This window comes from Candidatus Accumulibacter sp. ACC007 (genome assembly GCF_907163205.1).
GTDB lineage: Bacteria > Pseudomonadota > Gammaproteobacteria > Burkholderiales > Rhodocyclaceae > Accumulibacter > Accumulibacter regalis.
Genome location: NZ_CAJQUD010000001.1, coordinates 1,039,742 through 1,052,068, shown reverse-complemented (window position 1 = coordinate 1,052,068; position 12,327 = coordinate 1,039,742). Strand labels below are relative to the sequence as shown.

Annotated in this window: 11 protein-coding genes; 5 read left to right on the top strand and 6 right to left on the bottom strand. The window is 63.8% G+C overall.

Translation table 11 applies throughout. The features are described from left to right. The first annotated feature begins 87 nt into the window (after positions 1–87). Both QZ634_RS04490 and QZ634_RS04485 read left to right on the top strand, forming a co-directional pair. Complete coding sequence (locus QZ634_RS04490; RefSeq protein WP_291985940.1) at positions 88–972, top strand: carbohydrate kinase; 885 nt, start codon at positions 88–90, stop codon at positions 970–972. Between the two features lie 64 nt (positions 973–1,036). Further along, positions 1,037–2,521 (top strand): mannitol dehydrogenase family protein, encoded by a 1,485-nt coding sequence (locus QZ634_RS04485; RefSeq protein ID WP_291985937.1) that lies wholly within the window; start codon positions 1,037–1,039, stop codon positions 2,519–2,521. A 379-nt stretch (positions 2,522–2,900) separates the two neighbouring features. Here QZ634_RS04485 and QZ634_RS04480 read toward each other — a convergent pair whose 3' ends face one another. From QZ634_RS04480 to QZ634_RS04460, 5 genes are all read right to left on the bottom strand, one after another. After that, positions 2,901–3,914 (bottom strand): tyrosine-type recombinase/integrase, encoded by a 1,014-nt coding sequence (locus QZ634_RS04480; protein ID WP_291985053.1) that lies wholly within the window; start codon positions 3,912–3,914, stop codon positions 2,901–2,903. Further along, a complete protein-coding gene (locus tag QZ634_RS04475) occupies positions 3,907–4,884 on the bottom strand; it encodes a tyrosine-type recombinase/integrase (RefSeq protein ID WP_291985051.1) in 978 nt (325 codons plus the stop codon). Before QZ634_RS04475 ends, QZ634_RS04480 begins: the two co-directional genes overlap by 8 nt. After that, the gene (locus QZ634_RS04470; protein ID WP_291985049.1) at positions 4,881–6,134 is read right to left on the bottom strand and encodes a site-specific integrase; all 1,254 of its coding nucleotides are present in this window, start codon (positions 6,132–6,134) and stop codon (positions 4,881–4,883) included. Before QZ634_RS04470 ends, QZ634_RS04475 begins: the two co-directional genes overlap by 4 nt. 258 nt (positions 6,135–6,392) lie before the next feature. Then, entirely contained in the window at positions 6,393–6,725 is a 333-nt protein-coding gene (locus QZ634_RS04465) for a type II toxin-antitoxin system RelE/ParE family toxin (protein WP_291985935.1), read from the bottom strand. Next, positions 6,722–6,973: a type II toxin-antitoxin system ParD family antitoxin gene (locus QZ634_RS04460; protein WP_291985933.1), complete on the bottom strand. Its 252-nt coding sequence runs from the start codon at positions 6,971–6,973 to the stop codon at positions 6,722–6,724. The genes QZ634_RS04465 and QZ634_RS04460 overlap by 4 nt, the downstream gene beginning before the upstream one ends. A gap of 471 nt (positions 6,974–7,444) precedes the next feature. On the opposite strand from QZ634_RS04460, the gene QZ634_RS04455 reads away from it, so the two are divergent. After that, complete coding sequence (locus tag QZ634_RS04455; protein ID WP_291985931.1) at positions 7,445–9,793, top strand: fatty acid cis/trans isomerase; 2,349 nt, start codon at positions 7,445–7,447, stop codon at positions 9,791–9,793. An 83-nt stretch (positions 9,794–9,876) separates the two neighbouring features. Here QZ634_RS04455 and QZ634_RS04450 read toward each other — a convergent pair whose 3' ends face one another. After that, positions 9,877–10,452: a DUF3617 family protein gene (locus tag QZ634_RS04450; RefSeq protein ID WP_291985929.1), complete on the bottom strand. Its 576-nt coding sequence runs from the start codon at positions 10,450–10,452 to the stop codon at positions 9,877–9,879. A 152-nt stretch (positions 10,453–10,604) separates the two neighbouring features. Between QZ634_RS04450 and mtnA the strand changes: the two genes are divergently transcribed. Next, on the top strand, positions 10,605–11,690 hold the full coding sequence (gene mtnA / locus QZ634_RS04445) for an S-methyl-5-thioribose-1-phosphate isomerase (RefSeq protein WP_291985927.1): 1,086 nt from the start codon (positions 10,605–10,607) through the stop codon (positions 11,688–11,690). Continuing rightward, positions 11,683–12,324, top strand: coding sequence for a class II aldolase/adducin family protein (locus QZ634_RS04440; RefSeq protein ID WP_291985925.1), 642 nt, complete (start codon positions 11,683–11,685; stop codon positions 12,322–12,324). The genes mtnA and QZ634_RS04440 overlap by 8 nt, the downstream gene beginning before the upstream one ends. The last annotated feature ends 3 nt before the right edge of the window (positions 12,325–12,327 follow it).

Sequence of the window (12,327 nt, the reverse complement as noted above, 5' to 3'; positions counted from 1 at the left end):
CAGCCGTCTCCCTGGCCTCGGCCGACAGTGACGATGTCAACGCGGGCAGCTGGATGCGTGGAAGACGCATGATTCAAGGAGAGAGGCATGAATAAGCGGTTTACAGTGGCGGGAATCGGCGAGTTGCTTTGGGATGTGTTTCCGCAGCACAAGCGTCTCGGCGGCGCCCCGGCCAATTTCGCGTTCCATTGCTACCAGCTCGGCGCGACGGCCTATCCAGTGAGCTGCGTCGGGACAGATGAGCTGGGACTAGGCATTCGCGACAAGCTGCGGGAAATGGGGGTGGATGCCAGCTATGTACTGGAAAGCGACAGCTTCCCTACCGGAACGGTGCAGGTGACCCTGAACGACGAAGGCAAACCTTCGTATCAGATTTTCGAGAATGTGGCATGGGATCATATTGCGTTTACCAGCGACCTCAAGGCGCTGGCGGCGACGCTCGATGCCGTGTGTTTTGGATCGCTTTCGCAGCGCTCGCCGGTTTCGCGCGCAAGCATCCACGCCTTCTTGAGGCAGATGCCGGAGGCCGCGCTGAAGATTTTCGACGTGAATCTGCGCCAGTCTTATTTTTCGCAGGAGCAAGTTGAGGACTCGCTACAGCTCGCTTCGATTTTGAAGCTCAGCGACGAGGAGCTGCCGGTGCTGGCCGGCTACTTCGGCCTGCGCGGCACGGTAATGGAGCAGCTCCGTGAGCTGCGCGAACGGTTTGACCTGGAGCTGCTGGCCTACACGCGCGGTCCGGACGGAAGCGTGCTTGTACGGCGTGACGAAGTGGATGTCGCCCCGGGAGTGGAGGGACTTGCGGTGGACTCGGTCGGAGCCGGGGATTCATTCACGGCGTCGCTCTGCATGGGCGTGCTGAAGGGCTGGTCGCTGAGCAGGGTGAATGCGTTTGCCAACCAGGTGGCCTCGTTTGTCTGCTCGCAGAAGGGGGCAACTCCGTTGCTACCCGAAGATTTGAAGACATTGTGAGCCAAACCAAAGCGCTCAACAAATAGCCTGAGAAAATACCGATAAGGCTCATAGGGAGTTTGTCATGACGGAACCCGTTCAACTCAAGCAGGAAAATCTTCACCGCCTGGCCGACGAAATCGCTCGTCCATCCTATGACCGGAGCAAAGTCAAAGCCGGCATCGTCCATATCGGGGTCGGCGGATTCCACCGCTCACACGAAGCGTTTTACACCGATGCGCTGATGAACGACTCCGAGGCCTCCAACTGGGGCATCTGTGGCGTCGGCCTGCGCGACGCCGACCGCAAGATCGGCGACATCCTGAAAGAGCAGGACTATCTCTACACCTTGATCGTCAAGCATCCGCAGGGAAAAGTCGAAACCTGCGTCATCGGTTCACTGATCGATTTCATGCTCGCCTGCGACGATCCCGACGCCGTCATCGACAGGATGGCCAGCCCGGACACCAAGATCGTTTCGCTGACCATCACGGAAGGGGGCTACAACTTCAACCCCGCCACGGGCGACTTCGACTTCAGCAATCCCGATGTGCGGCACGATCTGGAACAGCCGTCCAGCCCGAAGACGGTGTTCGGCTATCTCACCGCCGCGCTCAAGAAACGCCGCACCCAGGGACTCCCGGCCGTCACCATTCAGTCCTGCGACAACATTCAGCACAACGGCGACATGACGCGCAAGATGCTTTTGGCATTCGCGCACAAGCAGGACGCCGACCTCGCGGGCTGGATCGAGAGCGAGGTGTGCTTCCCGAATGCCATGGTGGACCGGATCACGCCCGTAACAACGCCGGAGGATATCGCCTACCTCCGTAGCGCAATGGGATTGAAGGACCAATGGCCGGTGACCTGCGAACCGTTCACCCAATGGGTGATCGAAGACAATTTTTCCAATGGCAGGCCGGCGTGGGAAAAAGTCGGGGCGCAGTTTGTTCCCGACGTCACGCCGTACGAGAAAATGAAAATACGCTTGCTCAACGCCGGGCATTCGGTCCTCGGGATGCTCGGTTCGATCCACGGACACAAGACCATCGATGGCTGCATGGCGGATCCGCTTTTTGCAGCCTACGTACGCCGCTTCATGGATGTCGAGGCCACCCCGGTGCTGGACCCGGTTGAAGGGGTCGAGCTGGAAGCCTATAAGGACAGTCTGATCGAGCGCTTTGGAAACCCGAATATCAAGGACAGCGTGGCACGAATTTGTCTGGAAAGTTCAGCCAAGCTGCCAAAGTTCCTGATCCCGACGATTACCGAAAACCTGGCGCGCGGTGGCAGTATCAGCTATGCCACGCTGGTCATCGCCGCGTGGTGTTTCTATAGCGACAAGGGCGTCGACCAGCATGGCGAACGACTCGATATTGTCGATGTAATGAAAGATGAACTTCATCAAGCGGCGCAGGGGACCCATGGCGACACGCTGTCATTCCTTAAGCTAGAGCCCGTTTTTGGCAATCTCATCCACAATGAAAAATTCACCGCGTTGTATCCGGAAATGATTCAAGCCCTCTATGAAAGCCCCGACATTTCGCTGCAGATGAGAAAGCTCATGTAAGGGATGAACTTTAGTCGTCGAGAGCAGAGGAAGACCAAACGCTATTGGTGCGTCGGTATCGGCTGTAGTGTTCTCGTCGCCGCAAGCTGTCTGCGCCGAGTCGTTCACGATGCTCGATCAAAACGCGAGATTGGCCTATCTGGAGGGCTCGCTTCTCCTCCTCAAATTGTGCGAGCGGCAGCTTGAAGATCGCTAAGCGGCCATAGTATTTGCAGACGTCATCAGACAGGTATGGGTCGTGAAGAGACGGCCAGGTTCCACTCGTCATGAGGCAGCACTCGGCCATTATGCATAGTTCCCAGTTATGACCAGTTGCGGTGCGGGCCGCGGCATCGCACGAGCACAGGGTCGGTGTACGATACCTGCGGCCTGCGCATAATTACAGGGTCTTCAGGAACTCGAGCAACGAGTTGGGTGCCTTGTAGCGCCTGATCGCGGCGTCTGGTTCCTGCAGTCTCCCCAGGGCCTGCTCCTTCATCGCGAGGTCAGCTTCGACGTATAGGTGAGTTGTCGTCGGGCTCTCGTGCCCCAGCCACAGCGCGATGACGCTGATGTCTACGCCGGACTGCAAGAGGTGCATTGCCGTCGTGTGGCGGATGAGGTGCGGGGAGACCCGACGCTTGGCAAGCTGCGGCTGCGCTACAGTCGCGGCCTTGACGGCGAGTGTGAGGCGCTGGGTGACGTTGCCACGCGTCATGGCGTGGCCATCGCGGTTGGGCAACAGCGCCGATGTTGGTTGCAGCTGCGGGTTTAGTCGCAGCCACGCCCGAATCTGCTTCACCGTCGATCGCCACAGCGGTACCGTGCGCTGCTTGCGCCCTTTGCCATGCAGTTGCACGCACGCTGCACCGTCAAGCACCACGTCGGCCAGCGTCACGCCGATGATCTCGGAGACCCGGGCGCCGGTGTTGTAGAGCATCCTGATGAGTAGGTGGTCGCGCTGGCTTGTCCAGGACTCGTCCGGCTTGCCGATGATCGCCAGCATCTCCTCGCGCGTCAGGAAGCCCAACATCGGCCGCTCGAAACGCTTCATCGGCACGGCTAGCGCCATCTCGACGGCATGCAAGGCGCTCATGTCGCGCCGACCGGCGAACTTCAGGAACGCGCGCAGCGCCGCCAGCCGGGCATTGCGGCTCCTCACCGCATTGCCGCGCTCGCACTCGAGGTGGTCGAGGAAGGCCAAGATCAGCCCCGGCGTGATCTCCTCGAGCCGGATCTCGGTAGGCTGCTTGCGCAGCCGCACCTGGGCGAAGTTCAGAAACAGCAAGAAGGCATCGCGATACGCGGCAACTGTGCGTGGGCTCATCGCCCGCTGCTGCTGCAAGTGCTCGGCGAAGAACGCCTGTACCAGGGCCGCGAAGCTGGGCGCCTGGACTGAATCGGGCTTAACCATCGTCGTCCTCCTCGGCTTCGTACGGATCGACGAAGTGCTCGAAGCGCCTGCTCACCACTTGCAGGAGTTCGGGCGTGCCCGTGAGGTACCAGTACGTGTTGGAGACCTTGGCGTGGCCCATGTAGGTCGACAACGCCAGCATGTGCTCGTGCACGTTCTCGCCCTGCTCATGCCAGCGCAACAGGCGGCGCACCGCAAAGCTGTGGCGCAGATCGTGGATGCGCGCCGCACCGTGGCCGCCGCGGGAGACCCAGCCCAGTTTCCGGCGCAGCTGATCGAAGATGCGGTGTGCCTGCCGATCACTGAGCGCCCGGCCGAGACGGCGGCCGCGGGTGGCGATGAAGAACCGCCCTTCAGGATCGGCAGGCACATACTTCGTCCGCTCACCGCGGTAAGCGCACAGGGCGGCCACTGCACTGGGGTGCAGCGGCACCAGCCGCGACTTGCCGAACTTGCTGCAGCGGACGGTCAGCAAGCCGACCTTGAGGTCGACATCCGCGTTGACCAGTGCCAGGGCTTCGGAGATGCGCAGACCTGTACAGGCGATCAGCCCGAACAACGTCCGCATGACGGCACTACGCAGTGGCGGCCCGACCTGCCCGGCCGCTTCGAGCAACGCCTCGACCTCCTCGTCGCGGAAGATGTGTGGGGTCAGCCGGCCCGGGACCGGCCCGAAGGTCGCCTCATCGGGCACCTCGGTGGCCGGCTCGAACTGCTGCAGCCAGCGCGTAAACGGCCTGAGCAGACGTAAAGCGCGAGTCGCCGTACCCCGATCACCTTGGCCACCCTTGGCCTGACGCGCCCAGGAAGCCATTAACTCGACGGTGAGCGGCCCGCGGTGACCGGCTGCCTCGGCATAGCGCGCGAACCGGCCGAGCGCTTGACCCATGTAATGAAGTTCGAACCCGAGGCGACGCCGCTCGGCCAGGTACTCCGCGATCCGCTCGGGAAGGGATATGCGCGCGCTCATGCTGCGCTCCCGGGCCAGGGCAACGCCACTTCAGCCAAGGCAACGCGATCGGTCTTCGCGTAGATGAGAGAGGTGTTCAGCGAGCGGTGGCGCAGCACGTCGGCGACTTCCTTGATCGAGCCGCCGCTGTTGACCAGCCGACAGGCCAAGGTGTGGCGCAGCGCGTGTGCCCGGCCATGCGGGATACCGGCACGGCTGAAGGCGTCGCGGATCACCCGCCGGATGGCATGAACGCTCACCGGCGCATCGTGCGGTGCTATGCAGCGTACGAACAGGGATCGGTTGCTGGTAGCCGGTCGCTCATGCCGCAGGTAGGCCTCCAGCGCCTTGCCCGTGAGTACCGGCAGCGGCAGGACATCCTGGCGGCGAGACTTCGTCCGCCTCAGCGTGAGCGTGCCGTGCGGCCAGTCGATGTCGTCCAACTGCAGCCGGTTGATCTCGATACAACGAAGGCCCAGATCAAGCGCCAAGCGGACGACCGCATAGCCGCGCTTGGGCGAGCGCAGCGTCTGGCTGAATGAGCTCAGGACACGGCCGACCTCATCGGGCTGCAGCGCTTGCGGCAGCGACGCATGAGCCCAGTTGGCGGGCGAGGCGATGACGCCCAGCAGCGTTTGCACCGGATCGCCGCAAGTGGAGCGCCAGCGCAGATAGTCACGCACGGCGGCGTTGATGGTCACCGCGTTGCTGATCGTGTTGCGCAGCTCCAACTGCTCGCCGACGAAGCGGCGGATGTCCTCCGGCCGCAGCTTGCGCAGATCCAGAGGGCGGCCTGCGAATTTGTGCACCAGTAGCCGCTCGATGATCCGCAGTCGGACGGAACGGGTGCCGCTCGCCAGCCCGCGGGTATCGAGCATGTAAGCGTCGTAGTGACTCAGTTCTTCGGCGATCGGACCCGACGCCGTCGGCAAGTCAGCGATCACGCCGCGCTGGCGAAGGATGGCCAGCAGGGGCATCAAGGCAGCATGTGCCTCGCGCGGATGCCGCATCACCGGCGCTCTGCAACCACAGTGTGGCAGGTGCTCCTGGAGAAATTGATCGATGCGGCTCTCGTCGAGCTTGGCCACCGGCAATCGGCACAGCGACATCCAGTGAGCGAAGTGTGAGACGGCGTTCAGACATCGCTGGCTTGTGCTGGATGCGTAGCGGCCGCGCTCCAGTCGTTCGCGGTAGGCCGGCACATACGCGGCCAGCGGACCATTGAGCAACCAGCCTCGCAGCGTCAGATGCAAGGAGGGGATCTTGGGCATGGTAATCTCCTATCCGGAAGAGGAGTTACCGTGCTGCTCCTGCGCCGGACTTATGTCCAGCCCAAGGCTCGTCAACGCTTCAGATTAGGAGCAAGGACAGGCCGATTCAGCCATTGCGGTGGGCCAACTGTTCATAACTGGGAACTATGCATAATGGCCGTTATGAACATCTATCCATAACGGCCATTAACTGCCACTGGAGCGGAGCTCCGATAAGCGGACCGTGACAACCGCCCCGTGGAGTGCCCGGCGATCACGTCAGGAGAAGACGTCTGGATCCTGCATCCAGGCGGGAATGTCGCTCTGGCCATGCAGTATGCGCCAGACGTCGATGTGGTTCGGTTGCTCGACGTAGAACACGAGGTAGGGGTAGGACGACAGCGCCCAGGCGCGTAGGCCGGGAAGGTCCAACTCATGTCCATAGCGAGGCGAACCCGTGCCAGGATAGCGCGCGATGTGGGTATAGCTCCGTTCCAGTGCGTCAATGAAGCCCAGCGCCACCGCTGAGGAAGCCTCTTCGAGGTAGTAAGTTATCGCGTCGTCGACGTCCTGGTTTGCCCGTTCACGGGGAACGACGGGCTTGACCTTCACCCGCGAGAAACCGACTTGGCGGCTTTGTGTACCCGGCCACGCAGACTTTCGAAGTAGGCGGCATCAGCCGGCGACGTCGGCGCAGTGGCTACGCCGGCCAACAACAAACCACGCAAGTGCTGACGATCCTGATCCTTGCGGATCAATGCGCGCACGTACTCACTACTGGTGCCGTAGCCACGTTCGCTCACCTGCTCGTCCACGAAGGACTTCAGGCTGTCGGGCAAGGAAATATTCATTGTGCTCATGGACGCAGACTAGGCTTCTTGGCAAAATTTGGCAAGTCGCTTATTCGCCTCCGTCTCATCAGTTGCGCTGGACGACCGCTTCCTTGTAGCGCTGATGACTGCAACGGGTCGACAAGCGACAGACGGTCAGTGACCGTTGGCGATCGGTAATCACTGCTGCCTTGCCCAGCTTAATCCCATCCCGGCGGCCGTACTGTTTCCAGGCGTCGAATAACGATGGCCGAGAAGGCGATTTTTTTGGTTCGAGACGGCAGCAGCGGGTGAGCACGGACGGTGGCGAGGGGCCGGCGGGGCGTGCGGCAGGTCCCGGTCAGGCCGGCTGCAGCGCGGCCATGCCGCTGCTCTGGAGCGCGCGGTGGACATGCCGGGGACTGGCGCAGCGCGCCCTGGAGTAGGTATCCTTGACGCTTTGCCGGTGCAGGCCACCGGCGCGCAGTCGCCAGCGCGGCGCAAGAACCCGGGAAACTGCTCATGATCATCGACAAGAAATCGCTGCTCCTGCTCATCGTCGTCCTTGGCGGCTGCGCCGCGATTACCCGCCACACGCTCAACGACGAGTATGGCGCGCCGGACCCCGCGCGCTTCGACGTGCCCGCCGCGCCGCCGGCAGGATTCTCGTATCGCAGCGACGTCCAGCCGATCCTCGAAAAACGATGCGTCGTCTGCCACGCCTGCTACGACGGGCCGTGCCAGTTGAAGTTCACGGCCTGGGAGGGGGTCGCGCGCGGCACCAGCAAGGCGCTGGTCTACGACAGCGCTCGCCTGGACGAAGCACCCTTGACGCGCCTTTTCACCGACGCGCAGAGCGCTTCGCAATGGCGCGGCAAGGGATTTTCGGCGGTCCTCAACGAGCGCGAGCAGACGCCGGAAGCGAATCTGGCGGCGAGCGTGATGTATCGGGCGCTCAAGCTGAAAGAGGACCATCCGCTGCCCGCCACGGCCATCCTCCCCGAGGCCTTCGATTTCTCGCTCGACCGGAAGCAGCAGTGCCCGCGGATCGACGAATACGAGGCTTTCGAGCGCAAGAATCCCCTCTGGGGAATGCCCTTCGGCCTGCCGGGCCTGGACGATGGCGAAACGGCCACCCTGCGCCGCTGGCTGGAACTGGGCGCGCCTTTCGAGGGGCTGCCGCCGCTGCCGGAACGAATCGATGCGCAGGTCACCGACTGGGAGGCGTTCCTGAATGGCGACTCGCTCAAGCAACGCCTGGCCAGCCGCTACATCTACGAACATCTCTTCCTGGCCCACCTGTACTTCGACGACGATGCGGCGCATCACTACTTCCGGATGGTCAGGTCGCGGACGCCGCCGGGCCAGCCGATCGACCTCATTGCCAGTCGCCGGCCGTACGACGACCCCGGCGTCGAGCGCGTCTACTACCGGCTCGATCGCGAACGGGAAACCATCGTCGACAAGACGCATCTGCCCTACGCTCTGGGGTCCAAGCGCATGCAGCGCTGGCGACAGCTGTTCATCGAAGCCGACTACACGCTCACGGAACTGCCTTCCTACGAGCTGAAGGTGGCCTCCAACCCCTTCGTGACCTTCCAGGCACTGCCCACATCGGCACGCTATCAGTTCATGCTCGACGAGGCGCAATTCACGATCATGAATTTCATCAAGGGCCCGGTCTGTCGTGGCCAGGTGGCGCTGAACGTGATCGAGGATCGTTTCTGGGTGTTCTTCCTTGCCGACGCCGATCTGCAGGACCAGGCTGGAGAATTCCTGGCGCGCGAATCGAGCCTGCTCGCCTTGCCGGCGGCGCTGGGAAGTGACGCCGGGATCGTCGTTCCGTGGCGCAGGTACGCCAAGCTGCAGGCCGAGTATCTGCAGGCCAAGTCGAAGTTCCTCGATCGCTACGCGGCGGCAAACAAGGGCCCGAATCAGGAGTGGATCTGGAACGGCGACGGCAACAACCCGAACGCGGCGCTGACCATCTTCCGCCACTTCGACAATGCCTCGGTGGTCAAGGGCCTGGTCGGCGGTCCTCCGAAGACGGCGTGGGTGATCGGCTATGGCCTGCTCGAACGTATCCACTACCTGCTCGTTGCCGGTTACGACGTCTATGGCAACGTCGGCCACCAGCTGCTGTCTCGGCTGTACATGGACTTCCTGCGCATGGAAGGCGAATTCAACTTCCTCACCTTTCTGCCCCGCGCCGAGCGCAAAGCGGTGAGCGACTACTGGTATCGCGGTGCGAGCCAGGAGGTGAAGAACCACGTGTACGGAGATCTGGCCAGTTTCGACGGCCAGAGCGGCATCCGTTATCGCAGCAAGGATCCGCAGCACGAGCTGTACACGCTGCTCCAGCGCCGCCTGGCGCCGGTGCTGAGCCACCACTACGATCTCTCGCAAGTGAGCGATGCCGCCTTGCAGAAGGATCTCGCCACCCTCGCCAGTCCGCGCGGTGCGCCACTGTCGTGGTTTCCCGAGATGGTCTTCGTGCGTCTGGAGGATCCGCCGCGCGCGCCGCGATACTTCACGCTGCTGCGCAACACCGGCCATCGCAGCGTCTCCAGCCTGCTTCGCGAAGGGCACGAACTCCTGCCGGCCGAGAACACGATGACCGTGGTGCCCGGGTTCATCGGCGCCTATCCGAGCGCCATCTACCGCCTGCAACGCTCGGAAATCAAGGCCCTCGCGGCGGCCATCGGCAGCTTGTCGTCGGAGGACGACTACCGTGCGCTGGCCGACCGCTACGTCGTTCGGCGCAGCAACCCGCGTTTCTGGCAGGCCAGCGACGAGCTTCAGGAGGCGCATCTGCAGTTTTCGCCGATCGGCTCCGGGCTGCTCGACTACAACCGTCTGGAGAACCGCTGATCGACGATGCGCTCATTCGCCGGCAGGCAGGGGCGTGTTGCGGGCGACGACGGGGCGCCGGCTGCACGCCACCTTTCGCCGGCCTACTTCTGCTGCTTCAGCATCTCCTGGACGCGCGGATCCTTCATCATCTCGTTGAGGTTCATTCCGCCCATGCTCGGCATGGTCACCTCGCCGGGTTTCTGGCCCGGCTGGCAGGGGCCGATCCAGCGCGCGTCTATGGCCACCCTCGACTCGCTGATGCCGTGCAGCGGCGGGCTGAAGCGAGTGTGAAGGTCGCCCTTGTAGGCGACGTCGAAAGTGCCGACGAATACGGCGTCGGTCGTCGCCGTGCTGCCCTGGACCTTGCACACCGAGTGCACGCTGGCCTGGTTGCCCTGCGTCCTGACGTCGAGGACGCTGCAGTGGTGTTTTTCCTTCCTCGCCTGCTGTTGCATCAGGTCGTCGGTGTTGCGGTCGATGCATTGCTGCATCGCGCCGATCGACGGCATACCTTCCATGCGCGTGTTGAGCTCCCACAGGCCGGGTTTGCGCTTGGGCAACTCGCTGCTGCTCGCGGCGTGCGCGGCGCTGGTCAGGCTGCACGCCGCCAGCGCGCCAAGGAGCAGGGGAAAGGCAAGGTGATGGTGGCGGGCGGGCGCTGAGCTTACAGGTGTCATGACGGTTCCTCGTTGGCAATAGGGCGGATGGATCGGCGCGCAGAGGATAACAAAACTGGGTAGCGCCTGGGTCTGCGGCGAGCGCTGATCGCCGTCGGCAGCGCCTGACATCGTTCGTCGGCAGCCTGCGGGGCACTGCTAGAATGGCGACCATGAGAGTTGATGGCACGCCCACACGAACGATCCGGCCGCTGGCCAACGCCCAGGCGGTCGAGATCATCGACCAGACCGCGCTGCCGCACGAGTATCGCTGGCTGCGCCTGTCCAGCCTGGAAGCGGCCGCGCAGGCGATCGGCAGCATGCAGGTCCGCGGCGCACCGCTGATCGGCGTGACCGCCGCCTACGGAGTGGCGCTGGCGATGCTGCAGGGCGACGACGACGCGACCCTCCTGGCCGCAGTCGCTACCCTGGCCGCAACGCGGCCGACGGCGGTGAATCTGCGCTGGGCGCTGACCCGCATGCAGCGCTGCCTGGCACCCTTGCCAGCCGCGGCGCGTGCCGCTGCCGCGTGGCAGGAAGCGGCACGGATTGCCGACGAGGACGTCGAGCAATGTCGCCAGATCGGCAAGCATGGGCTGCAACTGCTGCGCCAGCGTGCTGGCGAGCGCGGCCGCCTGGAGATCATGACCCACTGCAACGCGGGCTGGCTGGCAACCGTCGATCACGGGACGGCGCTGGCGCCGGTCTATGCGGCTTTCGACGCGGGAATCGACGTCCATCTCTGGGTTTCCGAAACGCGACCGCGCAATCAGGGGCTGTTGACCGCCTGGGAAGCGGCCCAGCACGGCGTGCCGCATACGCTCATCGCCGATAACGCGGCCGGGCTGCTGCTGGCCCGCGGCGGCATCGACGCGGTCATCGTCGGTGCCGACCGCATTGCCGCCAACGGTGACGTTGCCAACAAGATAGGCACCTACCTCAAGGCGCTGGCGGCTGACGACGCTGCGGTGCCGTTCTACGTCGCTGCACCGCGCTCGACGATCGACTTTGCCTGTCCGAGCGGGGCGGCGATTCCGATCGAGGAACGCGCCGCCGACGAGTTGCGGATCGTGCATGGCCGCGATTCGTCCGGCGTTTGCGGCCAGCTGCGGCAGCTGCCGGCCGGCGAAGGCGTCGCCAACCCGGCTTTCGACATCACGCCGGCGCGCCTGGTCGGCGCCCTGATCACCGAGCGCGGCTGCTGCCCGGCGAGCAGTGAGGGACTGCTGGCGTTGTACCCGGAGGAACGGCATGGCTGATCTTCGCCAGCGCCTGATCGCCAGCGCGCGGCGGATGACCGCCGCCGGCCTGAACCGCGGTACGGCAGGCAACCTCAGTGTCCGCGTCGGCGGGGGCCAGGCGGGTTTCCTGATCACCCCGACGGGCATGGACTACGACGCTCTCGAAGTCGACGACATTGTCTTCATGCGCCTCGACGGAACGCCGACCGGGCGCCGCAAACCGTCGTCCGAGTGGCGCTTTCACCGTGATCTCTACGTCCATCGCCCGGACGCCGGCGCCATTCTGCACGCGCATTCGCCCTTTGCCACCAGCCTGGCGTGTCTGCGCCGCGACATTCCGGCGTTTCACTACATGATCGCGCGCTTCGGCGGCGACAGCCTGCGCTGCGCCGGCTACGCGACCTTCGGCACGCAGGAACTCTCCGACGCCGTGCTGCTGGCGATCGCCGATCGGCGCGCCTGCCTGCTCGGCAATCACGGCATGCTGGTTCTCGGCGAGGATCTCGAGCAGGCGCTGGCCCTTGGCGGCGAACTCGAAGCGCTCTGCGAACAGTACTGGCGCGCCTGCCAGCTCGGCGACCCGGTGCTCCTCGACGCCGCCGAAATGGCGACGGTACTTGCCAAGTTCGCCAGCTACGGACAGCAGGCCTGAACG

Excerpts from the sequence above, each read along its gene's own strand:
- QZ634_RS04450 (WP_291985929.1), bottom strand. The coding sequence starts at position 10,452 with ATGACACCTGTAAGCTCAGCGCCCGCCCGCCACCATCACCTTGCCTTT.
- QZ634_RS04440 (WP_291985925.1), top strand. The coding sequence starts at position 11,683 with ATGGCTGATCTTCGCCAGCGCCTGATCGCCAGCGCGCGGCGGATGACC.
- mtnA (WP_291985927.1), top strand. The coding sequence starts at position 10,605 with ATGAGAGTTGATGGCACGCCCACACGAACGATCCGGCCGCTGGCCAAC.
- QZ634_RS04475 (WP_291985051.1), bottom strand. The coding sequence starts at position 4,884 with ATGAGCGCGCGCATATCCCTTCCCGAGCGGATCGCGGAGTACCTGGCC.
- QZ634_RS04470 (WP_291985049.1), bottom strand. The coding sequence starts at position 6,134 with ATGCCCAAGATCCCCTCCTTGCATCTGACGCTGCGAGGCTGGTTGCTC.
- QZ634_RS04460 (WP_291985933.1), bottom strand. The coding sequence starts at position 6,973 with ATGAGCACAATGAATATTTCCTTGCCCGACAGCCTGAAGTCCTTCGTG.
- QZ634_RS04480 (WP_291985053.1), bottom strand. The coding sequence starts at position 3,914 with ATGGTTAAGCCCGATTCAGTCCAGGCGCCCAGCTTCGCGGCCCTGGTA.
- QZ634_RS04485 (WP_291985937.1), top strand. The coding sequence starts at position 1,037 with ATGACGGAACCCGTTCAACTCAAGCAGGAAAATCTTCACCGCCTGGCC.
- QZ634_RS04490 (WP_291985940.1), top strand. The coding sequence starts at position 88 with ATGAATAAGCGGTTTACAGTGGCGGGAATCGGCGAGTTGCTTTGGGAT.
- QZ634_RS04455 (WP_291985931.1), top strand. The coding sequence starts at position 7,445 with ATGATCATCGACAAGAAATCGCTGCTCCTGCTCATCGTCGTCCTTGGC.